22 protein-coding genes are annotated in these 23,979 nt (G+C 71.7%); 13 read left to right on the top strand and 9 right to left on the bottom strand.

What is annotated here, in order from left to right; translation table 11 throughout:
- The first annotated feature begins 11 nt into the window (after positions 1–11).
- The 4 genes from AB0G59_RS04450 (at position 12) to AB0G59_RS04435 (ending at position 6,092) form a co-directional block, all read left to right on the top strand.
- Positions 12–446: a protein-tyrosine phosphatase family protein gene (locus AB0G59_RS04450; RefSeq protein WP_360907924.1), complete on the top strand. Its 435-nt coding sequence runs from the start codon at positions 12–14 to the stop codon at positions 444–446.
- A gap of 68 nt (positions 447–514) precedes the next feature.
- Positions 515–2,131: a hypothetical protein gene (locus tag AB0G59_RS04445; RefSeq protein WP_360907922.1), complete on the top strand. Its 1,617-nt coding sequence runs from the start codon at positions 515–517 to the stop codon at positions 2,129–2,131.
- Positions 2,132–2,331: 200 nt separating this feature from the next.
- Positions 2,332–3,570 (top strand): threonine--tRNA ligase, encoded by a 1,239-nt coding sequence (gene thrS / locus AB0G59_RS04440; RefSeq protein ID WP_360908610.1) that lies wholly within the window; start codon positions 2,332–2,334, stop codon positions 3,568–3,570.
- A gap of 1,028 nt (positions 3,571–4,598) precedes the next feature.
- Positions 4,599–6,092: a helix-turn-helix transcriptional regulator gene (locus AB0G59_RS04435; protein WP_360907920.1), complete on the top strand. Its 1,494-nt coding sequence runs from the start codon at positions 4,599–4,601 to the stop codon at positions 6,090–6,092.
- Positions 6,093–6,135: 43 nt separating this feature from the next.
- Here AB0G59_RS04435 and AB0G59_RS04430 read toward each other — a convergent pair whose 3' ends face one another.
- Positions 6,136–6,993, bottom strand: coding sequence for a maleylpyruvate isomerase N-terminal domain-containing protein (locus tag AB0G59_RS04430; RefSeq protein WP_360907918.1), 858 nt, complete (start codon positions 6,991–6,993; stop codon positions 6,136–6,138).
- A gap of 124 nt (positions 6,994–7,117) precedes the next feature.
- On the opposite strand from AB0G59_RS04430, the gene AB0G59_RS04425 reads away from it, so the two are divergent.
- Positions 7,118–8,347, top strand: coding sequence for a cytochrome P450 (locus AB0G59_RS04425; RefSeq protein WP_360907916.1), 1,230 nt, complete (start codon positions 7,118–7,120; stop codon positions 8,345–8,347).
- 21 nt (positions 8,348–8,368) lie between these two features.
- Here the strand turns inward: AB0G59_RS04425 and AB0G59_RS04420 are convergent, their stop codons facing one another.
- Positions 8,369–8,971 carry a hypothetical protein gene (locus AB0G59_RS04420; RefSeq protein WP_360907914.1) on the bottom strand — a complete coding sequence of 201 codons (603 nt, stop codon included), beginning with the start codon at positions 8,969–8,971 and terminating at the stop codon, positions 8,369–8,371.
- 216 nt (positions 8,972–9,187) lie between these two features.
- Between AB0G59_RS04420 and AB0G59_RS04415 the strand changes: the two genes are divergently transcribed.
- Both AB0G59_RS04415 and AB0G59_RS04410 read left to right on the top strand, forming a co-directional pair.
- Entirely contained in the window at positions 9,188–9,511 is a 324-nt protein-coding gene (locus AB0G59_RS04415; protein ID WP_360907912.1) for a multidrug efflux SMR transporter, read from the top strand.
- An 80-nt stretch (positions 9,512–9,591) separates the two neighbouring features.
- Complete coding sequence (locus AB0G59_RS04410) at positions 9,592–10,626, top strand: methyltransferase (protein WP_360907910.1); 1,035 nt, start codon at positions 9,592–9,594, stop codon at positions 10,624–10,626.
- 52 nt (positions 10,627–10,678) lie between these two features.
- Here AB0G59_RS04410 and AB0G59_RS04405 read toward each other — a convergent pair whose 3' ends face one another.
- Together AB0G59_RS04405 and AB0G59_RS04400 are read right to left on the bottom strand one after the other, a co-directional pair.
- Complete coding sequence (locus tag AB0G59_RS04405; protein WP_360907908.1) at positions 10,679–11,596, bottom strand: NAD(P)-binding domain-containing protein; 918 nt, start codon at positions 11,594–11,596, stop codon at positions 10,679–10,681.
- 280 nt (positions 11,597–11,876) lie between these two features.
- Positions 11,877–12,371, bottom strand: a complete 495-nt coding sequence (locus AB0G59_RS04400; RefSeq protein ID WP_360907906.1) for a peptidylprolyl isomerase — start codon at positions 12,369–12,371, stop codon at positions 11,877–11,879.
- Between the two features lie 225 nt (positions 12,372–12,596).
- Between AB0G59_RS04400 and AB0G59_RS04395 the strand changes: the two genes are divergently transcribed.
- Positions 12,597–13,466 (top strand): DMT family transporter, encoded by an 870-nt coding sequence (locus AB0G59_RS04395; RefSeq protein ID WP_360907904.1) that lies wholly within the window; start codon positions 12,597–12,599, stop codon positions 13,464–13,466.
- Positions 13,467–13,529: 63 nt separating this feature from the next.
- Positions 13,530–15,509 (top strand): tetratricopeptide repeat protein, encoded by a 1,980-nt coding sequence (locus tag AB0G59_RS04390; RefSeq protein WP_360907902.1) that lies wholly within the window; start codon positions 13,530–13,532, stop codon positions 15,507–15,509.
- Between the two features lie 11 nt (positions 15,510–15,520).
- On the opposite strand, the gene AB0G59_RS04385 is transcribed toward AB0G59_RS04390, so the two are convergent.
- Both AB0G59_RS04385 and AB0G59_RS04380 read right to left on the bottom strand, forming a co-directional pair.
- Positions 15,521–16,672 carry a hypothetical protein gene (locus AB0G59_RS04385; RefSeq protein WP_360907900.1) on the bottom strand — a complete coding sequence of 384 codons (1,152 nt, stop codon included), beginning with the start codon at positions 16,670–16,672 and terminating at the stop codon, positions 15,521–15,523.
- Between the two features lie 98 nt (positions 16,673–16,770).
- Positions 16,771–17,688 carry a LysR family transcriptional regulator gene (locus AB0G59_RS04380; RefSeq protein WP_360907898.1) on the bottom strand — a complete coding sequence of 306 codons (918 nt, stop codon included), beginning with the start codon at positions 17,686–17,688 and terminating at the stop codon, positions 16,771–16,773.
- Positions 17,689–17,783: 95 nt separating this feature from the next.
- On the opposite strand from AB0G59_RS04380, the gene AB0G59_RS04375 reads away from it, so the two are divergent.
- Positions 17,784–18,665 (top strand): PhzF family phenazine biosynthesis isomerase, encoded by an 882-nt coding sequence (locus AB0G59_RS04375; RefSeq protein WP_360907896.1) that lies wholly within the window; start codon positions 17,784–17,786, stop codon positions 18,663–18,665.
- A 61-nt stretch (positions 18,666–18,726) separates the two neighbouring features.
- On the opposite strand, the gene AB0G59_RS04370 is transcribed toward AB0G59_RS04375, so the two are convergent.
- The 3 genes from AB0G59_RS04370 to AB0G59_RS04360 form a co-directional block, all read right to left on the bottom strand.
- On the bottom strand, positions 18,727–19,014 hold the full coding sequence (locus tag AB0G59_RS04370; RefSeq protein WP_360907894.1) for a hypothetical protein: 288 nt from the start codon (positions 19,012–19,014) through the stop codon (positions 18,727–18,729).
- The gene (locus AB0G59_RS04365; protein WP_360907892.1) at positions 19,011–19,565 is read right to left on the bottom strand and encodes an HNH endonuclease family protein; all 555 of its coding nucleotides are present in this window, start codon (positions 19,563–19,565) and stop codon (positions 19,011–19,013) included. Before AB0G59_RS04365 ends, AB0G59_RS04370 begins: the two co-directional genes overlap by 4 nt.
- A 434-nt stretch (positions 19,566–19,999) precedes the next feature.
- Positions 20,000–20,878, bottom strand: a complete 879-nt coding sequence (locus tag AB0G59_RS04360; protein WP_360907890.1) for an NAD(P)-binding domain-containing protein — start codon at positions 20,876–20,878, stop codon at positions 20,000–20,002.
- A gap of 570 nt (positions 20,879–21,448) precedes the next feature.
- Here AB0G59_RS04360 and AB0G59_RS04355 point away from each other — a divergent pair.
- From AB0G59_RS04355 to AB0G59_RS04345, 3 genes are all read left to right on the top strand, one after another.
- Positions 21,449–22,738 (top strand): cytochrome P450, encoded by a 1,290-nt coding sequence (locus AB0G59_RS04355; RefSeq protein ID WP_360907888.1) that lies wholly within the window; start codon positions 21,449–21,451, stop codon positions 22,736–22,738.
- Positions 22,739–22,938: 200 nt separating this feature from the next.
- Entirely contained in the window at positions 22,939–23,094 is a 156-nt protein-coding gene (locus AB0G59_RS04350; protein ID WP_360907886.1) for a DUF6131 family protein, read from the top strand.
- A 45-nt stretch (positions 23,095–23,139) separates the two neighbouring features.
- Positions 23,140–23,736 carry an HD domain-containing protein gene (locus AB0G59_RS04345; RefSeq protein ID WP_360907884.1) on the top strand — a complete coding sequence of 199 codons (597 nt, stop codon included), beginning with the start codon at positions 23,140–23,142 and terminating at the stop codon, positions 23,734–23,736.
- Positions 23,737–23,979 lie beyond the last annotated feature (243 nt).

Here is a 23,979-nt window from a genome sequence, read left to right as displayed (position 1 = left end):
AGGGTGTTCGCATGGCGGACGACTGGAACCCGACGGACCCCGGGGTCATGCGGTTCCCCTCGGGTGTCCTGGTGCGCGGCCGCGGCCTGCGCCACCCCCTCCCCCCGGGACCGGCCCCGTCCTTCGCGGTCCATCTGCTCGGCAAGGAACCGTCGGCGACCGCATGGGAGTCCCGGTGGGTGCGCTGGCCCGACTTCCGGCTTCCCCGGGACGCCCGGCAGGCGCGGGAGGCGTTCGCGGAGGCGCTGGCCCGGGCGGCGCACGAACGCGTCGAGGTCGCCTGCGGCGGCGGACGCGGCCGGACGGGCACGGCCCTGGCGTGCATGGCCGTCCTGGACGGGGTCCCGGCGGAGCGGGCCGTGGAGTTCGTCCGCCGGAACTACCACCCGCGCGCGGTGGAGACGCCCTGGCAGCGCCGCTTCGTCCTGCGCTTCGCGGACGCGTAGGACGAAGCCGGCCGCGCCCTGCCCCCGGGGCGGTGGGGCCGGCGCCGTGGTGCCTGAGAACATTGCGTATGCACGTGATACCCGACGAGCCCTTTCCCGAGACCCGGTGGCCGTACCACGCCGCGGTGAGCAGCGACGGGGCGTGGCTCGCCGTCGTCGCCTCCCCCTCGCCGCGGGACGGCAGGTCACGGGTGGCGGTGTACCGGAAGGGCGACCTTTCGCCCTGGCACTTCGTCGAGCTGGACCACCACATCGAGGTCTTCACCTTCCACCCCTCCCTCCCCCTCCTTACCATCGGCACCGAGCGGGGCGACGAGTGGGAGCGGGAAGGGGAACTGGTCCTCTTCGAACCGGCGCCGCGACGCCGGACCTCCCTCCCCTTCCCCGGCGTCGGGGTCACCGCCCTGCGCTGGCTCGACGAGCGCCGGCTGGAGGTGACCCTGGCCGAGCCCGACCGCTGCTACGACGATCCGGGCGACCTCCACACCCGGTGCGTCGCCGAGCGGGACGAGTGGCTCGGTCTCGAGGACGTCGAGGGCGGGGGCGTCGAGTTCGGCCCCCGGGTCACGGTGGAGGACGAGGACATCCACTGGGCGCCCGCCGCCGACCGCCCGGGGGACAAGCTGGCCGCGTGGGCCGACGGGGCGGGCCGCCCCTGGGGGCATCGCGACGCGGTGACGGCGGTGGAGGGGCTCCGGGACGGGCGGATGCTCGCCGCGCACTTCAGCAGCAGCCTGCTGGCGTGCCGGTCGGCCTCGGGCGAAGTGCTGTGGTCGGTGCCCGTACCGGAGGAATTCCTCCACCGGTCCGGTCACCAGGTGTACGTGGCGCCGGACGAGCGGACGGCGTGGGTCACGGTCTTCGTCGGGGACAGCGCGAACAGGAAGACGCTGCTCCAGCGGATCGACCTCGCGGACGGCACGGTCATCGCCGAGCGCCGGGTCGACTTCCCCGTCGCGCTCAGTGCACGCGCCGACGGCGCCTGGGCGGCCCGCGACTCGCGCTACCTGTTTCCCCCGGCGATGTGGCCGCCGTACGAGACCCCGGTGTTCACGCCCACGGGCAGGCAGCTGGACACGGTGGCGCTGGGCGAGTGCGATTCCTCGTACCACGGCTTCCGCATCCGCCGCTCCCCGCACCTGCTGTTCCTGCAGGGCATCGGCGAGCGGCTGTTCCCGCAGGGGTACAGCCATGAGCCGTGCCCGGAGAAGTGGGTGGTCAAGGTCTCGCCGGCGGGCATCGAGCCGCTGTTCCCGCTCCGGTGGGAGAAGTGCCCCACGGGGCCCATCGGCGGGGGCCCGGGCGTCCACGTCGAGGACGGCCTCGGGCAGGCGGTCGTCCACGTCTGCACCACCCTCGACGGCACGTATCTCGTGCGCCGCGCCTTCCCCGACGGCGAGGTCGCATGGGCGCACCGCGTGGACGCCACCGTGGTGGGGGTGGACGCGGGCGCGGGTCTCCTCCATGTCGCCACCAGCGCGCGGGAGCTGCTGACGCTGTGCCCGGAGGACGGCGAGGTGGTGCACCGCCGGCCGACCGCGGTCGGCCCGCACGTCTTCCTTCCGCGGTGCCTGAGCGTCGCCCCGAGCGGAGAGGTGCTGATCGGGACGGAGGAGGGCCGGACGCTGGTGTGCGGCCAGGAGGCGCAGGACCCGGACCCCGATCCTCTGACTGGCCGGAAATAATCACAAGCGGCCGCTGCGGCCCCTCTGTTACGGTCCCTGCCATGAAGCGCGCTGCCATGACGACGACGCCGGAGAGTGTCCCGGCGCGCTGACAGCTGTTCAGTCCGAAGCCCCGGGGCGAGTGCCCCGGGGCTTCGGCTTGCGGTCACTCGCCCGATGACCGTGAGGAGAACGCCATGCCGAACGCCACCCGGAACGTCATGCACGACCACCGCAAACTCGGCCGCGAACTGGGCCTGTTCGACACCGACCCGCTGATCGGCGCGGGGCTGCCGTACTGGCTGCCCGACGGCGCGACCGTGCGGCACGCCCTGGAGGAGTACATCCGCACCGCCGAGCGGCGGGCGGGCTACCGGCACGTGTACTCGCCGGTGCTCGGCAAGCGGGAGCTGTACGAGATCTCGGGGCACTGGTCGCACTACAGCGACGACATGTTCCCCCCGATGGACCTGGGCGGCGAGCAGGTCGTCCTGCGGCCGAGCCTGTGCCCCCACCACGCCGTGATCTACCGCTCCCGCCCCCGCAGTTACCGCGAGCTCCCGCTGCGCATGGCCGAGCTGGGCTGCATGTACCGGTCCGAACTCTCCGGCGTGCTGAGCGGGCTGAACCGCGTACGGGCCATCCAGCTCAACGACGGGCACATCTTCTGCACCCTGGACCAGGTCGCCGAGGAGGCGCGGGCCGCCCTGGAGATGATCCGCAGGGCGTACGAGGCGCTCGGCATCAGCCCGGCCCGCTTCCGCCTCTCCCTCCCGGGGCCCGGCGGGAAGTACGTGGACGCCCCCGAGATGTGGCGGCGGTCCACCGCGCTGCTCACCGATGTCCTCGACCGCTCCGGCCTGCCGTACGAGGCGGCCGAGGGCGAGGCCGCGTTCTACGGCCCCAAGATCGACGTCCAGGTCGCCGACGGTGCGGGCCGGGAGTCCACCTTGTCGACCGTCCAGATCGACTTCCACCAGCCGGAGCGGTTCGACCTGCACTACATCGGCGCCGACGGCGCGAAGCACCGGCCGGTGATGGTCCACCGCGCCATCGTCGGCAGCGTGGAGCGCGCCGTGGCCCACCTCATCGAACACCACGGCGGCGCCTTCCCCGCCTGGCTGGCCCCCGTCCAGCTGGCCGTCCTGCCGGTCTCCGAGGCGGAGCTGCCGAACGCTGCGGCCCTCGCCCGGCGGTGCACCGAACTGGGGCTGCGCGCCGAGATCGCCGGGCCCGAGCACGGCACCCTGGGCGCCCGCGTCCGTCAGGCCCGTCTCGTGCCCTACCAGGCGGTGATCGGCGCCAGGGAAGCCGCCGACGATCACGTGGCCGTGCGCCTCCGTGACGGGCGCCGCCTCGACCCGCGGCCGGCCGGGGACGTCCTCGCCCGCATCGGTGCCCTCGTCGACTCCCACAGCACCGACCTGTGGGACGAGGCCGGGCAAGGCGGAGCCCGGTAGACACGGTCTCCGTTTCCGTGCTCCGGGCATGAACCAGCCCTCGGCGCTCCGTATCGGTCCGTGAGTCTCGGTCGTCGCCTGGACTCCGATGTCGATACGTACCTGCCGAGGGCCTAGCCAGTTGCCGAGGTGGGGTCACTCGGGCCGATGGATGTCTACGTCTCCACCGACGGTGCGGCTCTCACCGGTTGTCTGGTGTATTGCCATTTTCCTCCCTCTATGTCCGAAGTCAAGAGGGGGGACGCAGTCGGTCCGTCGCCGGCCCATGAATCGCTGCCCGAGGCAACCTGATCCGCCGCACCGCCGCGGGCCGGAGTGCCTGTCATACCAGGGAAGGAAGGCCCCACGGGCGAAATCAACGGAATCCGGTGAGATGGGCACGGGTTTTCACTACGGAATTCGACCGGTCCTGCGGCGTTTCGCGAAATGGGCGCGATGCACCATTAGGGCGATTCGTTTTCGGCGCAGTGTAAAGATAAGGTCACGCTCAGGCGCGTGCAGGGCGTGAAGCGGTCGCCAAACCTTCATCCAAAACCCTGCACGCGTCCCTCAGCGATTCGACCGTCCAGGAGAAACCGAATGGAACGATCCCCCCGGCGCCGACGCGCCAAACAGCTTCAGCACCGTCTGGCTCACGACCTAGAGACTAGCAGTCGCTACGAAACCTTCCGTCGTGTGAACCGATCTGGCAAGCGTGCGCTTGCCTGGTTCCTGGCCATCCTTGTCACGGGTTTCCTGCTGATCTCGGGCGCCAGACTCCAGCTGCAGTTCACCCCGGAGTCCTTCTCCGGGCTCCTCGCCGCTCTGGGAATCGCTGGTCGCGGCCACTGGCCGAGGCGAAAGCGCCGGTCCTGAAATGCGCCCGGTGCCGGCCGGACACCTCCGGCCGGCACCGGGCCACCGTGACGAAAAACAGGAATCCGGAGAAGTCGTCCGGTTTCCGGTGACGGAAATACAGGCCCGCTCCCACCAAATCAGCGACGGAACTTCCCCGGCTGAACCCTTTTCGTAGCATGAGGACGGCGAGGATGAATTTCTGCCAGTTCTGCCAGACGCCCCTCGGATCCAGTGGCGAGCCCAAGGTGGGCCGCCCCCAGAAGTACTGCAGCACGCCGTGCCGCCAGGCCGCCTACCGCATGAGGAAGAACCCCCAGGCCGCCGTCTCCGCCCCCGGCGTACCCGCACCGGCCGCACCCCCGGTGCGCCCCCCGCTGCCCAAACGCCGGCCCCGGGCCGTACAAGGGCAGTACCAGCCCTCCCCCTGCGTACCGTCGGGGGCCGACGAGGTCCTCGCGGAGATCATCAAGGACATCCTCGAGGAGACCCGCCAGCTCCAGCGCGGCCTGCAGGCCCTCGACGCCGAGGAACCGCTGCGCAGGGCCGAGCAGCTGCGCGCCCAGCTCGAGAGCCTCACCGCCGGCCTCGTGGGCCGCGCACGCCACCGGCGCGTGACGTGGAGCCGCATCGGCCGGCTGCTGAACGTCAGCGAGGACACCGCACGCCACCGTTACACCAACGCCTACATCCTGCGCCGCCTCAGCCAGCACATCCACCTGAGGAGCACCCCGTCGTCCCTGGGCGCCCTCTACGGCGAGACCGCGCCGGCCGGGGAGTCGCCCCCGCCGTCCGACCTGCCGGTGGACACCCCCCTGTCGGCCCGCACTCCGGCGACCCCGGCCTTCAACCGGCTCGCCCCCGTCCTGTCGATGCTCGCCCGCGCCTCCAAGATGCAGCTGCAGGTCCTCAGCCGCCGGGTCGGCTGCTCCGCCTCCTACCTCTCCCGGATCCTCAGCGGGGAGCGCGTGCCCGCCTGGCCGCTCACCGAGCGCTTCGCCATCGCCTGCGGGGCGGATCCCGCCGTGCTGCGCCAGGTGTGGGAGACCGAGCGCCTGCGGGACACGGTCGCCGTGGCCGCGCCCGTGGTGGCCAGTCCGGGCGGGGTCATCGCCGGCCAGGACCGGCTGCTGGGCCCCGCACGCCTGCTGGCGGCCCTGCGGACCCTGCACGTGAGGGCGGGCCAGCCGACCGCGTACGACATCGCCGTCGCCACGCGCTGGCGGCTGTCGTCCGACCGGGTCACGACCATGCTGGAGGGGACGCAACCCGCCGAGTGGGACGACGTCGCCGCCCTGCTGCACGTCCTCGGCGGCCCGCTCGACTACTTCAGGCCGCTGTGGGAGGCGGCCGTGCACCAGCCCGACCAGCAGCACCGGCGACCACCGGGGCAGGAGGACGAGCCGGAGCCGTCGCACCACCCCGTCTGCCGCCCCGCACCCGGCGCGGGTGAGCGGACGGACGAGCAGGCGGGGGCGGCCGAGGACGGGGCCGGCGGCGAGTGCGCGGAGGAAGCCGACGAGGAGGGGGACGAACTGCACCATCTCCTCACCCGGTTCAACGGGGTCCTCAGCAGCAGCGACATCCTCGGCCTCGGACGGCGCGAACACCTGCGGGGAAGGATCGCCCGTCGGCGCAGCATCATCTGCACGGCGCCCGTCCTCAAGATCGACCCCGATCGTCCCTAGCCCGGCCGGCCGGCACCCGGGCGGTTCCCTCGGAAGCGCCCGGTCAGGGGCTGGCGATGAGCCGGGCCAGGCGCGGGGCGAGCCATGGCCTGGAGCCTCCCGCCCGCATCCGTCCGCGGGCGATCGCCTTCCAGACCGGCAGGCGCCGGAAGGAGACCAGCAGGAACTCGGTCGGCGCGGCCGTGATCCTGCAGTCGTAGGGGCGTGCGGGCGCGTCGCGGACCACCGTCGCCCGCCCGTCCTCGATGACCACCGCGAGCCGCGGCCCGCCCTTGAGCGCGAGGTCGAACGAGACCCTGGCCCCTCGCGCCTTCGTCTTGTCCAGGGCGAGCGGCATCATCGTCGGCATCGACTGGCCGAGCACCAGCCGTGCCTCGTCCGGTCCGATCGTCCAGGGGAGCCGGGCGCCGCGGGCGATGTCGAGGCCGTGGAGGAGGCTTTCGCTGAGCATGAGCCCGGTCGCCGTCGCCAGCGTGATGACGGCCTGCTGCCCGTACCAGGGGGTGGCGACGGGAGTTTGGGGTACGAGGCCCTCGGTGACCCGCAGAAAGGTCTCTCCCCTTTCGGCGATGACGTCGCCGAGGTGCCGGCGCTCGTCCTCGCCGAAGAGGCCGATCGCCTTGGCGTTCACGGCGGCGATCCGCTCGGAGAGCGGGCCGTCGTCCGGTGGCAGGACGCTGTCCCAGTCGTCGAACTCACCGGTGAACGCGGAGCAGTACGCCAGATAGGCGGCACACACGTGCGCGCCGACGTCGCCCACCGTCCATACCGGTACGCCGGAGGGCGCGCCCAGGTCGGGAACGCCGCGCACCAGGTGGACCAGGCGCGGGATCACGGCGCGCAGAGCGGCCCGGGTCCTTTCGTGCTCGGCGAGCGGATCGCGGCGGCCCTCGGCGCCCATGGCGCACTCCTCTGACGGCGAATGAGCCCGCAGGCTACCGCCGGGTGCCCGTAGGCGGTAGAGGTTCGTTCTGTGGCACCGCAGGCATCCGCCGCCCCGCCGGCTTCCTTCGAGGAGGGTCACCATGAACGACACAGCGCCCGCTCCCTACCCGCTCGACCCGACGGGAGCCGGGGGGCATGCGCAAGCCGCGCTCCTGCGCGCCCGGGGACCGGTGGTCCCCGTCCTGCTGCCGGGCGGGGTGGAGGCCGTCGCGGTCACCCGGTACGCGGAGCTCAAGGAGTTCCTCGCCCACCCCGACGCGGCCAAGGGCCCCTGCCACTTCGCGGCGCTCCAGCAGGGCCGGATACCGCAGGGCTGGCCGCTCACGGTGTTCGCCACGCTCGAGGGCATGACCACCGCCGACGGGGACGACCACCGCCGGCTGCGCGCCCCGGTCTCCCGGGCGTTCACCGCCCGGCGGGTCGAGGCGCTGCGGCCCCGCGTCCGGGAGCTCGCCGACGCTCTCCTGGACCGGCTCGCGGACCGGGCCGGCCGGAACGGGGTCGTGGACCTGCGCGAGCACTTCGCCTATCCCCTGCCCATGGGCGTCATCTGCGAACTGCTCGGCGTCGACCAGGATTTACGTGACGAGGTGCACCGGCTCTCGCAGACGATCGTCAGCACCTCCGCCGGCCCGGCGGAGACCCTGGCGGCCAACCGTGACATGGCCGCCCTGCTCGACCAGGTCGTCGCGCGGCGCCGGAAGGCCCCCGGCGACGACCTCACCAGCGCGCTGATCGCCGCACAGGAGGAGGACGAGGAGCGGCTCAGCGGCCCGGAACTCGTCGGCACGCTCCTGCTGTTGGTCGTCGCCGGGCACGAGACGACCCTCAACCTCATCACCAACGCCGTACGGGCCCTGTGCGCCGACCCCGGCCAGCTGACGGCGGTGCGCTCCGGCCGGGCCGGCTGGGAGGACGTGGTGGAGGAAACCCTGCGCTACGACAGCCCGGTCGGCTTCTTCCCGTTCCGCTACCCCACGCGCGACCTGACGGTGGGCGGCGTGCTCGTACCCCGGGGCACCGCCGTGCTGGCCTCGTACAGCGCCGCCGGCCGGGACGAGCGTGCGTACGGGCCCGACGCGGCGCGCTTCGACGTGACCCGTCGCCCGGAGCAGCGCCATCTGTCCTTCGGGCACGGACCGCACTTCTGCCCCGGGGCGCACCTGGCCCGGCTGGAAGGGGCGATCGCGCTGGAGGCGCTGTTCGCCCGCTACCCGGACCTCACGCCCGCCGTGCCCGACCGCGCGCTGCCCCCGCACCCGAGCTTCGTCGGGAACAGCACGGACACGCTGCCCGTCCGGCTCGGGTGACGAGGTGTACGGGTCGGCCGGTCAGTCGAGGGTCCACTTCAGGGGGGCCTTGTAGTAGCCACGGGAGTAGGTGATGGCGGTGACCTTCTGCTTCTCCGGCACGATGAAGGGCATGCAGGCCGTGTGCTCCTCGTCCTTCTGCCACGTCGCCTCGGTGTCCAGGTCACGGCAGTCGGCGGGCCTGCCGGGCATGTCGCCGATGAGGATCAGCTGGGTGCCCCGCTGGTTCCCTTCGGCCAGCACCCCGACGTTGGTCGACACCATGGGGCCCTTGAACGGCATGTCGCCGCCGACCAGCTTGGCGTTGACGTACGCCCAGGCGACCGTCATCCCCTGGTACTTCTGCGCGTCCAGCTCGGTGAGGTCGGAGGGCTTGCCCATGACGACGCGCTGCGGCGTGATGGTGAACTTGCCGGTCTTGCCGTAGCGCCCGATCTCCATCGCCTCGGGGCTGGGCTGGCCGACCTTGAGCGGCTTGTCGGGCGCGGCCGAGGCCTTGCCCTTCTTGTCGCCCGAGCTGCTTCCGGTGGAGGAGTTGCACGCCGTCAAGGCCAGTGCGACGGCTACGGTTCCGACGGCGAGCGCGGAGCGTCGCCAGGTGCCGGTCTTCGTGTGAGTGAGCAAGGTATCCCCGTTGATCGGTGGTGCCTTCCGGCCATCGAGTCCGGAATCAGCCAGGGAGTCTACGCAGGAACGTCTCGCCGGCTGCTGGCGGGGTGGGGACCGCCTCATCCTTTCGGGCTGACCGGCCGCACCCACGGCGGATGCCGCGTCCTCGCGCGCCCACACTGTCAGGAAAGGACGTTCGGGTTCTCCGGCTGGACAAGGGAGGCGCAGGCCATGACGTGGATGCTGCTGGCAGGAGCGATCCTGGCGGAGGTGACGGGGACGGTGTCGCTGCGCCTGTCGGAGGGGTTCTCGAAGGTCGGGCCCAGCGTGGTCGTGGCGGTGGGGTACGTGACGGCGTTCGTGCTGATGTCACAGGTGCTCAAGCGGGGCATGCCGATCGGGATCGCCTACGGCATCTGGGCGGCCGTGGGGGTGGCGCTGGTGGCGCTGGCCGGCGCGGTGCTCTTCAAGGACGGGCTGACGGCGGTGCAGATCGGGGGCCTGGTGCTGGTGGTGGCGGGGGTGATGGCGCTGGAGATGGGCGGTGCCCACTGATCCGGCGCCTGAAGGGGGCGAAGGGTGGGTAGTTGAGAAATATCCGGTAAACAACCATGCGAGCGCCCTGCGAGGGACCCATGAGTGAGACGTCTCCCGGCCCCCACGACGCCCCGGCGATCGACCGGCTCCTGCAGACCGCCACCGGCTTCATGGCGTCGAAGGTCCTCCTCGTCGCCGCCCGTCTCGGCCTCTTCACCGAGCTTGCCGACGGTCCGCTGAGCGGCGAGGAACTGCGCGTCCGGCTCAAGCTGCACCCCCGCTCCGCCCGTGACTTCTTCGACACCCTCGTCGCCCTCGACGCCCTGGAGCGCACCGACGGCCTGTACGCGAACACCCCCGACGCCGATCGGTACCTGGTCCGCGGCAGGCCCGCCTACCTGGGCGGCCTCCTGGAGATGAGCGATGCCAGGATGTACGAGCTCTGGGGGAGGCTGGACGCGGGCCTGCGCACGGGAGAGCCGCAGAACGGCATCGGGGCCGGCGAGGAGGGCATCTACGCCGGCCTCTACGACGACCCCGACCGCCTCGACGTCTTCCAGCAGGCCATGACGGGGCTGTCCATGCGCTCCGCGCTCGCCCTGGCCGAGGAGTTCGACTGGTCCCCCTACCGGACCGTCGCCGACATCGGCTGCGCCGAGGGCACCGTGCTGGCACACCTGCTCGACCGCCATCCCCACCTGCGCGGCACCGGCTTCGACCTGGCCGCCGTCGCCCCCGGCTTCCGGCGCCGGCACGAGGAGTCCGGCCTCGGCGACCGGCTCGTCTTCCGCGCCGGAGACTTCTTCACCGAGCCGCTGCCGACGGCCGACGTCCTGGTCTTCGGGCACATCCTGAGCAACTGGGCACTGCCCAAGGCGAAGACGCTGCTGCGGAAGGCGTACGAGGCGCTGCAGGAGGGCGGCGTCCTCGTCATCTACGAGACGCTCCTCGACGACGAGCGCCGGGAGAACGTCGCCGGGCTGCTCATGAGTCTCACCATGCTCCTGGAGACGCCCGGCGGCTTCGAGTACACGGGTGCCGACTGCCGCGCGTGGCTGGCGGACGCCGGGTTCCGTGAGAGCCGGGTGCGGCATCTGGCCGGGCCGGAGTCCATGGTGATCGCCGTTAAGTGAACGCCGGCGGGTCGCGGGCGGGCTCCCGGGCCCGCCCGCTCGTATGTCTGCCTCAGGCGGTCGTCGGGGGCCAGGGCAGCGTGGCGTCCGGCCGGCCTTCCTGGCGTACGAATTCGACCAGGCGTGCGTAGCTGTCACTGCCGTGACCGGCCGCGATCGCCCGCTCGGTCAGCGCCTTGAACAGCTCCGGCAGACCGGAGCCCGCTCCCCGGAGCTCGCCGGCGTGGACGAGGACCTCCATCGTCATGCGGTGGAGGTCCAGGGGGAAGTCGCCGCCGGGGTAGCGCCCGGCGTCGATCTGCGGCGCGTACGTGCTCATGAAGAAGCGCACGGTGTCCATCCACCGGTTGGCCACCTCGGTGTACCGCGTCGCCGGCACGTTGCCCCCGGGGCCGTCGGCGCCGATGAGGGCCACGCTGTGCAGCCAGCCGGTCAGGGTGGACCACATCTGGCACAGCAGTGCCGTGTCGTACACGGAGGGCAGGGCGGTGTCGACGCCCACGTACACCGGGTCGCCCAGGGCGGCGAGCGTCTCGCGATGTCCCTCGAAGACGGCCGGCGGGCCGCTGTAGAGCTGGAGGAAGTCCCGGCTGCCGATGCCGGAGGGGGTCGTCAGGACCACGCCGTCGAGGTAGTCGGCACCGCCGCTCTCCGCCCAGGCGGCCGTCGCCCGTGCGCACACCGGCGGCCCCGAGGTGAGATTGACCAGCGTCCGGCCCGCGAGCGCGTCGGCCAGGGGCCGGAGCACCTCGTCGACGGCCTCGTACGTCGCGAGGCTGACCACGGTCACCGGGCTCGCGGCCACGGCTTCGGCAGCTGTCGCCGCCGTCACGGCGCCCTTCTTGGCGAGGGCCTCCGCCTTGCCGGGCGTACGGTTCCACACGGTCGTCCGATGGCCCGCGGCCACGAACGCGCCGGCCAGAGCCGCCCCCATCGGTCCGAGACCGACGACAGTTACGTTGGCGCACACGGTTCCCCCCGGGGATCGCAGAGAGCGGTTGCCTGTCGGCTGGTTACGCCTCGGTGCGATTCTTCCCGCAAAGGACTCTTCCACTCATTACTGGAGGAGAGGGAAGAGGGATATCAAGCCATTGCAAGCCCGGCGGTTCCCGGCATGCGGGCGGGGGGCACGGATCGGCGCGGCGTCCGCGCCTTCCCGGCCGGGGAGGGGCGACCGGCCGGCTCGAGGGCGGCGTCTGCCGGGCAGCCGCCGCCTCTACGAGCCGGCCCGCGCCGGTGTATCAGGCCTCTCAGGCCTCGACCACGCCCGACTTCGCGATCTTGATGCTCGCCGAGGTGCGGCCGCTCTGCGAGCCCAGGCCCTCGATCTTCTTCACGATGTCCATGCCCTCGACGACCTCGCCGAAGACGACGTGCTTGCCGTCCAGCCAGTCGGTGACGATGGTGGTGATGAAGAACTGCGAGCCGTTGGTGTTGGGGCCCGCGTTGGCCATGGAGAGCAGGCCCGGCTTGGTGTGCTTCAGCTGGAAGTTCTCGTCCTTGAACTTCGCGCCGTAGATGCTCTTGCCGCCGGTGCCGTCGCCCCGGGTGAAGTCGCCGCCCTGCAGCATGAAGGCGGGGATGACCCGGTGGAAGCCGGAGCCCTCGTAGCCGAAGCCGTGCTGGCCGGTGGCGAGCTCACGGAAGTTGCGGGCGGTCTCGGGGACCACGTCGTCGAACAGCTTGAAGACGATGCGCCCGGCGGGCTCGTCGTTGATGGTGATGTCGAAGAACACATTCTGCATGGGGACAGCCTGTCATTCCCGACCCACTCAATGCACACAGGCCCCCCGAGTTTCGCTCTCAGCCGCTCACCCGGCCCTCACGACCCGGCGCACCGTCACGCCGCGTGTCCGACCCGGCCGATCGTGTGATCACTGTTCCCGGGCGGTGGTGCGGTTCCGGTCCCACCGTCCGCTCTGCCACCGTTGCCGCCAGCGACCCGAGGCTCCGAACGGAGGAACCGCACCGTGGCAGCACTGCACTCCGCGCTGTTCGCCCTGCTGGCGGCCGTGGGCAACGCCACGGGCACGGTGCTCCAGCGGCTGGGCGCCCGGACCGTGCCCCCGGGCGACGCCTTCAGCGTCCGGATCGTCCGGCACCTGGTGCGCAACCCGGCGTGGCTCGGCGGCATCGCCATCGTGGTCGGCGCGGCGGCCTGCCAGGCCCTGGCCCTGACCCTGGGATCGCTGTCGCTGGTGCAGCCCATCCTCGTGACCGAGCTGCCCTTCACCCTCCTGGTCGCCTCCGCGGTGTCCCGGCGCCGGCTGCCCGCGGTCGGCTGGGCGGCGTCCGTCATGGTCGCCGCCGGGCTCGGCATGGCACTGGCGGCGGCCGCGCCACACGGCGGACACACCGACGTCTCCCCCGGCATGTGGACGCTGACCCTGCTCACCACCGGCGGCGCCATGGCCCTGTGCGTGGCGGCGGCCCTGCCGCGACCCAGGGGAAAGGCCCGCGCCGCCTTCTTCAGCTCCGCCTCCGCGATCGGCTACGCCCTGACCGCCACCTTGATGAAGTCCGCCACCACCACCTTCGACGAGCACGGCGGCGGCGCCTTCCTCGCCTCCTGGCAGACCTACGGCTTCGTGGCGGCCGGCGCGTGCTCGCTGTTCCTCCTGGCGAACGCCATGGAGTCCGGCCCGCTCATCGCCTCACAGCCCGCCCTCACCCTGGGCGAGGGCCTGGTCAGCCTGGCGCTGGGCATCCTGGTCTACGGGGAGCGGGTACGCGCCGGGTGGTGGCTGATCCCCGAGGCCATCGGAGCGGTACTGGTCACCTGGGGGGTGCTGATCCTCCCCCGCGTCGACACGGAACGACAGGAGCGGGCGGTGCCGTGAGCCCGCCGCCGCCCGTGGGCCGAACGCCTTCCCCGGTCCTTCGCCGTGGGCTAGAAAGAGACCGTGAACCACTCGTCCAACGACTTGAGCGGCAGCGTCACCGGTTCGGTGATCCAGGCAGGGCACGTCGAACAGCTGCACCTCGCTCCCTCGGTGCCCACCGCGCTGGCCGGTCTGCCGCCGACGGCACCGGAGTTCACGGGACGGAGCGCGGCCCTGCGCGACGTCACCGCCACGCTGGATCCCGGTTCCGACGGTTCCCCCGTCGTGGTGTCGACGCTCTCGGGCACGCCCGGCGTCGGCAAGACCGCCCTGGCGCTGCGTGCGGCCCACGAGGCCCTGGCGGCGGGGTGGTTCTCCGGCGGAGTGCTCTTCATCAACCTCCAGGGCTATGACGAGCGCCGGTTCGTGGAGCCCGACACCGCGGTGTCGGCGTTCCTGAGCGCCCTCGGCGTACCCGACGAGCTCTTCCCGCCGACGGCCGGGGGGCGTCTGTCGCTGTACCGCTCGAAGCTCGCGGACCTCGCCGCCCGGCGCAGCGGGGTCCTCGTGGTGCTCGACAACGCCTCCTCGGCGCACCAGGTCAGACCCCTGCTGCCCGGTTCGCCGGTCCACCGGGTGCTGGTGACCAGCCGGCACGCCCTCGGCGACCTGCCCGGTTCCCGGATCGTGGACCTGGGCGTCCTGGAGCCCGCCGAGGCCACGGACTTGATCGTCCGTACGCTGCGGATGCGCCGACCCTCGGACACCCGCGCCCAGGACGAGCCGCAAGCCGTGGCCGACCTGGCGGAGTTGTGCGGTCGGCTGCCGCTGGCCCTGGCCGTCGTCGCCTCGATCCTGGCCGGTGATCCGGACCTCCCGGTCGGGGAGCTCACGGCGACGTTACGCGACCGCGCCACCCGCCTGGACGAGCTGTCGTACGGTGGCAGCGACTCCGTCACCGCCGCGTTCGAGCTGTCGTACGCCGGGCTCGCGCCCGAGGAAGCCCGGATGTTCCGGCTGCTGTCCCTCCATCTGGGGCAGCAGGTCAGCGTGGAAGCCGCCGCCGCGGTCGCCGGACGTTCCGTGGCGCAGGCCAGGAAGCTGCTCCGGTCGCTGCGCGAGGCCCACATGATCGAGCCGGGCAGGCCCCGGGGCTGGGTGCGCTTCCACGACCTGCTGCGGCTGTTCGCCGAGCGGCGCTGCTCCGCGGAGGACGACGAGGCGAGCGTCGAGGCCGCCGTCGACGGACTGTTGGCCCATTACCTTGACGCCGCCCGGGATGTCACCGAGCGCATCGTGCGGGCGGCGCGGGCGGGCCAGCGCGAGGATGCGGCAGAGGACTGGCTGAACGTCGAGCGCCCGAACCTGCGATTCGCCCTCCAGCTGGCCTGGATGCGCTACCGGCCCGGCGTCGTCCTGCCGCTGGCCCACGACGTGAGCTGGTTGCTGCGCCGTCAGCAGGACTGGGACGCCGGTCTCGAGGCGTGCGAGCTGGCGGTGGAGTGCGCCCGCTCCAGCGCCGACGGCGCGCAACAGGCCCTCGCGCTGTACAGCATGGGCGATTTCCTCAAGCACATGCAGGACTACGACCGGGCGCTGCGGACCTTCACGGAGGCGCTCGATCTGTACCGGGGGCTCGGCGACCGCACCGGTGAGGCCCGGACCCTGCACAGCCTGGGCACGGTCGCCCGGCGCAGCGGCCGGTACGGGGAGGCCGAGACGTACTACGCCGCCGCCCTGCCGCTCTTCCATGCCCTCGGAGACCACCAGGGCAGCGGGAACGCCCTGTTCAACCTCGGCATCACCGCCCGCCACCAGGCGGACCACGATCGGGCCCACTACCGCTACCACGGCGCGCTGCTCGTCTACCGGCGGCTCGGCCACACCGTCGGCCAGGCCCGTACCCTGCACCATCTCGGTCACCTGGCCGCCGCCACGGGCCGGCCGGACGCGGCACGCCGCCACTGGGAACAGGCGCGGACGGCGTACGAGGAGGCGGCGCTCCCCCAGCAGGCCCAGGAGGTCACCGAGCTGCTGTCGGAGCTGACGGGGGCGCCCTGATCCCTGGCTCCCTACCCCCGCGAGAGCGGCACATGGTCGGCCCAGGCGCTTCCGGGCAGAGCGCGGATCCAGTGTGCGAGTGCGGCCGGGTCGTCGGCGACGACGAGGGTGCGGTGGAAGTGGGTGGGCAGACAGGGTTCCGTGGGTGAGGGCCTCTCGATCTCGACCCGTACGCCGTCGCCCGCTTCCGGCAGGTTCGCGCCGATCCGCAGGGGGAGTTCGGCGGCGACGCGCACGGCGGTGGGGGCCGGCGGTTCGCCGCCCAGCGCGGCGGTGGCGAGCGCCTGGTAGGGATCGTGGCCGGTGACCGCCCGGCTCAGGTGGGCCATTCCGCCGAACCTGCCGTTGACCTCCAGCACCCGCAGCTCCCCCGCCTCGACGGCCATGTCGATCTGCCACGCCCCGCGGGGTGCGAGCACGTCGGTGACGTCCGCGATGAACGCGTCGAGGCCGTGCCGGACCGCTGCGGGCAGCCCGGCCGGCATCACCCGCATGCGCCATCCGGGCATGCACCGCTCGTCCAGGGGGCCGAAGGAGGCAATGGGCCAGCGCAGCGTGCCGCCCCTGTCGGTGAGCAGCTCGACGCCGAATTCCTCGCCCCGGCAGACACGCTGCACCACCACGGGGAAGACCATGCCGTCCGCCGCGCCGAGGTCGTCGGGGCCGGTGAGGTACCAGCGCCCCTGCCATGGCACGGATCTGCCGGTCTTGACCATCACCGGTGGCCCGAGCTCCTTCAGTGCCGCGGCCGCCTGCGCCCTGTCCTCGCAGACGATGCCTTCGGGCACCGGCCAGCCCCGGTCGAGGGCCAGCCGGTGGAAGAGGACCTTGTCGGACACCGCTTCGGCGAAGGCGGGTGGATGGACGTGTGCGTGCCGGCCGCCGAAGGGCACCTGTTGCGCGGCGGTGGCCAGGGTGTGCAGGAGCTGTTCCTGTTCGAGCGGATACAGGCTCGGCACCACCACCTGCGCGCCGATGCGCGCCCACAGGGCCAGGACGTCGTCGACACCCGCGCCCGCCGCGAGGTGGCGGTAGCGGATGCCGGGTCCCATGCCGGCGCTGACGTCGGTAGGGCCGCACAGCCAGATCCGCTCGGCCGCGTGGCGCCTGAGCGCGGTGACGAGCCGGTCGGCACGGTAGTGCCCCATGATCGCGACGTCCATCCGTATCGGTGTTCCCGTAGGCACGGTTGTTCCGAACGGCGGGGCCGCGGATTCGCCGCAACGGAGCAGTCCCGGCGGGCCTGCCCCGAGGAGGCGGCCTACGACCGGGCTGCGGGAACGCTCCCCTCGCCGCCCCCGAACTGCCGTGCGAGCTCGGCGACGACCGCCCGCGCCGCGGGAGAGGTCCAGCGCCTGCGGTGGCGCGCCAGTTGTACGGGCACGTCGGGGATCGACGGTCCCGTCACCTCGGCCAGGCGGCCTTCGCGCAGGGCGTGCTCGACGGTGGCGCGCGGCAGCAGGGTGAGGCCGAGGCCGGCCGCCACGCAGGAGCGGGCGGCCTCGATGCTGCCGAAGCGGGTCAGGCGGGGACGTACGCCCGGGGTCGACAGGAGACGGCGGGCGAGCCTGTCGCTGTAGGAGCAGCCCTGCTCGTGGAGGAAGAACGCTTCCTGTGCGAGCTCCTCCCAGGTGACCGGATCCGTCCGGTGGGCGAAGGGATGTCCGGGGGCGCACAGGAGCACCAGCGGCTCGTGCGCGAGGGGTTCGGTGTCGATGTCGGGGAAGAGGACTTCCTCCTCCAGCATCAAGGCGATGTCGAGGCGGCCCGTGCGCAGGCCCTCCGCGGCCTCGGCGGTTCCTACGGGCGACAAGTCGACCTCGAGGTCGGGGTGGAGCCCGCGCAGGGCGGCGATGACGCCGGGCAGTCGCGCCGAGCACAGCGTCTCGCCCGCGCCGATGACGACCCGGCCCACGGGAGGGCCGTCGGCCGCGGCCGCCGCGCGCAGCCGTGACTCGGCGTCCAGTACGCCCTCGGCCTCCGCGAGCAGCCGCCTGCCGACCTCGGTGATCGCCACGCCCCGGGGCAGCCGGTCGAAGAGCCGGGTGCCCAGCTCCTTCTCCAGGGCCTGGACCTGCGCGGTGACCGTCGACTGGGCGAGGTGCAGCTCGGCGGCGGCCGTGGTGAAGCTGGCGGTGCCGGCCACGGTGGTGAAGGTGCGCAGCAGTCGGGTGTCCATGCGGGCGAGCATAGCCGGATCCATCGGATGCACCGATGGGACCCATCATGATCCATCGCTTGTCACGATGCCTGCCCGGCGGCAGAGTAACCCTCATGACTACTGAGACCGAGACCGTCGCCGGCCGTTCCGTCGAGATCCTTCGCTATTCCGCCTTCACCTCCGACCCGGCGGGCGGCAACCCCGCGGGCGTCGTCCTCGACGCCGCCCGGCTCGACGAGGCGGGGATGCTGGCCGTGGCCGCCGAGGTGGGGTACTCCGAGACCGCCTTCATCACCGCCGCCGACGAGACCGAGCGCCGTTTCCGGCTGCGCTTCTTCAGCCCTCTGGCCGAGGTCGCGTTCTGCGGACACGCCACCGTCGCCACGGCGGTGGCGCTCGCCGAGCGCATCGGCCCCGGCGAGGTGGTCTTCGACACGCCCGTGGGCGACATCCGGGTGGATACGGTCGTCGACGGGCGCGGCGCGGTGCGGGCGACCCTCACCAGTGCGCCCACCCGCTCCCGGCCGGCCGTGGACGCCGAACTGGACGCGGCGCTCGCCGCCTTGCGCTGGGCGCGCGAGGACCTGGACCCGGCGCTGCCGCCGCACGTCGCCTTCGGCGGCAACGAGCACCTCGTCCTGGCGGCCGGTTCCCGCGCGCGACTGGCCGACCTGGCCTACGACTTCGACGCCCTGGCCGACGTCATGCGAGCGCACGGCTGGACCACCGTGCAGCTGGTGTGGCGGGAGAGCGAGCTGCTCTTCCACGCGCGCGACCCGTTCCCGGTGGGCGGCGTGGTGGAGGACCCGGCCACGGGCGCGGCGGCGGCCGCGCTGGGCGGCTATCTGCGGGCGACCGGAGAGATCCGCGAGGAAGCGGCGATCAGCATTCGCCAGGGCGAGGACATGGGCCGCCCCAGCGACCTGCTGGTGACCGTGGACCCCGCCGACGCGCGCGTACGCGTCACCGGGCAGGCGGTGCGCATCGGCGGGTGAACCTCGTGTCCACCGGCCGATGGACACGAGGCGGGGCGGGGCGGTGGTCCCGTCGCCGGTCTCAGCCGGGCACCTGTGCGCCGCCGCCGGCCCGGACGGCCTCGAGCACTGCCTGGTGCAGGGATTTCAGTCCGGCGGGCGGTACGGGGCGGGGGCTGCCGGTGAGGGTGTACCACTCCTCCGCACCGGTGTACTGCACCCGCACCCCGGCCGGGCCGTCCGGGCGCAGCGCGGTGACGACGGTGAGGTCGCCGGTGACGACGCCGACCTCGTCGGTCATCGCACCGCCCGGACCGGCGGTCACCTCGTCCCGGAAGTGTTCGTATTGCGCGTAGTGCTCGCTGTTCATGCCGTACAGGTACCCAACATGGTGGTGAGCATCTTCCGTTCGTTCTCGGTGACGGTGAGGCCATAGGTGCTCTTCACCGACGTCCAGGCCCGGCCGTAGACGCACCAGGCGGACTTCGCCGGCGGCTGCCACTGGTCCGGGGACTGGTCCCCCTTGCTCCGGTTCGAGGCCGCCGAGACCGTCAGCAGCTGCGGGTGGGTCAGGTCGTTGGCGAACGCCTTGCGACGGTCGGTGGGCCACTTGTCGGCGCCCGACCGCCATGCGTTGGCCAGGGGCACGATGTGGTCGATGTCGACCTGGGAAGCCGCCGTGAACGTCTTGTCGTCGTAGAAGCTGCGCCACGAGCCGGAGGTCGCCCGGCACTCGGCGTCCCGCTTGACGCCCTGGCCGTCGCGCTCCAGAACCGTCTCGCGGGTGTCGCACTTGTTGCCCTGCTGCGCCCAGTGCGGGAAGGCCGACCGGCTGTAGCCCGTCATGGGGCGCGGCTCGGCCACCGTCAGCTTCCCCAGCTGCTGACGGGCCTCCCCCGCCGACGGCAGCCCGGGCAGCACCTCCCGCCCGCCGTTCTTCCCCGACCCCGGCGACGACGCAGCCGAGGAAGGGGCCGAAGAGGATGCCGGGGAAGAGGCCGCGGAAGAGGCCGCGGAAGAGGCCGACGACGGGGCTGAGGAGGATGCCGACGACGGGACCGAGGGGGACGAAGCGGAGACCGTCGCGGCCGGCTTCGGGTCGCCCGAGTCGCTTCCGCCGCAGCCGCCGAGCGCCACCACGGCACCGATCACCGCCGCCGCGCATGTGCTGACTCGCCATTGACGCGTCGTCATCCTCACGCCCCCCAACTGGCCGCCCGAATCGTCCCGCTCCAGGCTGCCCACCCCCTGCCCGACGCCAAACGACGCAGAACGCCCGATGTACGTCATATGGAGGAAACAGGGTCATGCGGTAGTACGGGCAGGAATACCGCCTTCGCCACCGACGGACAAGCTCACGACCGGTCGTTCCGGCGCATCACCTCGACCAGGCGCGCGTAGCCGTCGTCCCCGTGCCCGGCCTCGATCGCCCGCCCGGTCAGTTCCCGCAACAGTTCCGGCAGGTCGGGGTCCACCCCTCGCAGCTCGCTCGCGTGGACGAGGAGGTCCATCGCCGAGCGGTGGAGGTGCAGGGTGATCCCGTCGCCCTGGTACTGACCGGAGTCGATCTGTGCGGCATAGCTCCTCATGAGCGGGCCGACGGTCTTCAGCCATCGGTCGGCCACGTCCGTGAAGGCCGTCGCCGTCTCGTTCCCGCCGGGACCGTCGGCGCCGACGAGCGCCGCACCGTGCAACCAGCCGGCCAGCGTGGACCACATCAGGCCCAGCAGCGCCGTGTCGTACACGGAGGCCAGAGCGGTGTCGGTGCCCAGATGCACCGGCTCGCCCAGTGCGGCGAGCACCTCGCGATGCTTGTCGAAGGCGGCCCGCGAGCCGCTGAAGAGCACCGGGAAGTCGGGATTCCCGATGCCGGGCGGCGACGTCGCCATGATCACGCCGTCGAGATAGCCGGCGCCGTGCCGCCGCGCCCAGTCGGCCGCCGCCCGCGCGTGCAGCGGCGAGCCCGGGGTGAGGTTCACGATGCCACGGCCCTCGAACGCCCCGGCGGCCACGGAGTCCAGGACCTCGCGGACGGCCTCGTACGTCGCCATGCGGATCACGACCAGTGGGCTCGCCGCGACGGCCTCCGCGGCCGAGCCCGCCGCCACGGCACCCTTGCCGGCCAGAGCCTCTCCCGCCCCCGGCGTACCGTCCCAGACGGTCGTCCGGTGACCGGCCGCCACCAACACTTCGGCCAATGCCGTCCCTATGGACCCCAGGCCGAGAACAGTCACCTTCGCATTCACGCTTTCCCCCGTTTGACAGCACACCTGCGAGAAATGTGGATTCCGCAACTCCCCCTGAACGGCCAGTGATCCGCACTCCATTCTCCATGACCGGCGCGGGCCGCAGATGATCCGTTCGATCATCGAGCGCCCGTCGGCCAGGTCAGTGGGCCCTCATGGAACGATCCCGCGCCCGGAAACACGGAATTCGACGGCATTGGCCTGCCCGTCGAAGAACGTATATGCCTTTCGGGGCCCGTCTACCGGCGTGCGTATCTTCCTGAGTACGCGCCCCGCACGTGTCAGGCGGACGGGCTCGGGATGCGTCCGTACCGGGTGCGGCAGCCATCGGCCTTGTGAGGTGCGGCGATTCCCGTGGTGCTCCGGGGACGAGGAATTCCCCGGCATCCGTGGCCCGCCGCGCCTCACCCGGCGCCATGGCTCCCGTCAAGAGGGCCTCGGGAGGAGAGGGCGGCGGCCCTCGTACGCCACGAAGGGGTGCGAGCCTGAACAAAGCGACGGATACGCCCCGGAGAGCGCCTGATTGCGCCACCAAAACGATCGAAAGCAGGTCTGACGTTGCCGGAATTCATCAGCTCCTCCATCGGGACCGACAACGGGGCACGGGCGCAGAACTGTCCGCTGCTCTCCCCCGAGTCGGTGGCGGCCACCTTCCTCTCGCACGGCTCGGCCGATCTGCATCCGATGCTGAAGAGCCTGCGGGACGAGGCGCCGGTCTTCTACAGCGAAGATCTGCACATGTGGATCGTGTCCCGGTACGACGACGTGTCGTGGGTCCTCAAGAACGCCGACCTCTTTCCCGCCTCCACGCGGTCCATCATCATGTCGAGTTATCCCCCGGAGGTCCGTGACGTGCTGCGGAACACCAGCACGTTCACGGCGCCCAATATGGGATTCGACGGGTCGCCCACGCACGACCGCCTGCGCAAGCCGGTCGTGCCGTACTTCTCGGCCAAGGGCGTCAAGCGTCTCGAGCCCCGGATCGAGGAGATCGCCGACCTGCGGGCGGGTGAGATTCCCGCGGAACCTCCCGTGGACCTCGTCGAGGCGTACGCCCGCCCGCTGGCGAACACCGTCGTGATCCGGCTGGCCGGACTGCCCGTCGACGACTACGACCGCATCATGCGCTACCACCGGGCGGTCAATGAATTCTTCTTCGGCCGGCCTCCCGCGCATCTGCAACTCGCCTATGCGAACGACATCCAGGAGTGGGAGGCGTATCTGAGCGACGTCATCGACATACGCCGGCGTCTGCCCCAGGACGATCTCATAAGTCTTCTCGTGCAGAAGGTGTCGAAGGGAGAGGCCGACTACAGCGACGAAGAGCTGATCAGCCTGATCAGCTTCGACGTCATCACCGCCGGCTTCCGCCCGACCAGTTTCGCCCTGATCAATCTGTGCGGGGAACTGCTGGAGGAACCGCACCGCTGGCAGGCGCTGCGGGACGAACCCGATCGCTTCGACGGCGTGTTCAGCGAAACCCTCCGGCGCTCCGGGCCGGCCCTGGGGGTGTTCCGGATGACGGCGACCGAGGTCGAGGTGGGCGGCGTCCCGGTCCCGGCGGGCTCGGTCCTCTGGGTCATGACGGCCTCGGCGAACCGCGACGAGCGGCACTTCCCGGAGCCCGACTCCTTCGCCCCGCACCGCCCGCACCTGGCCGGCAGCCTGCACTTCTCCCAGGGACTGCACTACTGCCTCGGCGCCAATCTCGCCCGGACGGTGATCCGGGCCGGCATCACCGCGCTCATGCGCCACCGACCGGACCTGCGGCTGGTCCCGGACCAGCCGCGCGTGTACGAGCCGAGCATCAACGTCGTCGCGCCGGCGAGGCTGTTGGTCGAGTGGTGAGCGCGGATCCGTACCTCCTGAGCCCGTATCCGTGCCCGGCCGCACCTCTCCCGCGACGACGCGCATTCGCCCGGCCACCCTCCGCAATGTCCTAGCGTTCCATTGAACGCCACGAACATTTAAAATAAATAGGACATGTCCGACCTGGCCGTCATCTCCTTCCGGGCGCCGGGCCGAACGGCGGAAACCAGGAGTCCACCATGATCACCCTCGGCATCATTCTGCTGGTCATCGGATTCGTGGCGGGAATATCCATCCTGTGGACGATCGGCATCATCCTCGTCGTCCTCGGAGCCATATTCTTCCTGCTCGGAGCCATGGGGCACGCGGTGGCCGGCCGCAAGCACTATTGGTGAATCCATCGGCGGCGCGGCGCTGCGGCGGGTTGTTACGCTGCGGCGGTGACCTTGCCCACCGTCGCCGAGATCCGTGTGCTGCACGAGAAGTACGCGCCGTCGCAGCAGGCTTTCGACCTCGTGTACACACACTGCGAAATCGTCTGCCGCATCGCGGAGCAGCTCATGGCCCGCTCCGCCCACCGGCTCGACGCGGAGCTCGTGCGCGCGGGCGCGCTGCTCCACGACATCGGCGTCTACCGGCTCTACGACCGCGCCGGGCGGTTCCTCCAGGGCCAGTACATCCGTCATGGTGTGCTCGGCCACGAGATCCTCGGCCGGGAAGGCTTCCCCGAGCGCCTGCGCCGCTTCTGCTCGTGCCACACGGGAATGGGCCTGACCAGGCACGACATCCGCAAGCAGAAGCTGCCCCTCCCCGAGGCCGACTACCTCGCCGTGAGCCCCGAAGAGCAACTGGTGATGTACGCGGACAAGTTCCACACCAAGACGACGCCTCCGAAATTCCTCTCCTCCGGCGACTACGCCGCCCATGTGCGGAGGTTCGGCAAGGAAAAAGTCGACGCGTTCCACGCCTTGCGCGCCCGCTTCGGCGAACCCGACCTCGCACCCCTCGCGGCGCGGTACGGCCACGCCCCGGCGTGAACCGCGGCGCGCGTCATCGGGGAAAATACTCCAGAATGGTATAAATTCGCCAAAGCCCCATCTGGAGAGGAGACGGCATGTCCTCGAAGCGGCGCCGCAAGAAGAGGGCCCGTCGTAAGCACGGGGCCAACCACGGCCGACGGCCCCAGTGCTGAGCCCGGCCGGCCGGCCCTGAGGCCGGACCGGCCACCCGCCGCCGTCCTCCTCCCCTACGGTACGGACGCGGCCTACCCCCCGATCCCG

The organism is Streptomyces sp. NPDC021096, from assembly GCF_040641275.1.
GTDB lineage: Bacteria > Actinomycetota > Actinomycetes > Streptomycetales > Streptomycetaceae > Streptomyces.
Note: the sequence above shows the minus strand (reverse complement) of the source record. Positions and strands in the feature narration are given on the sequence as shown.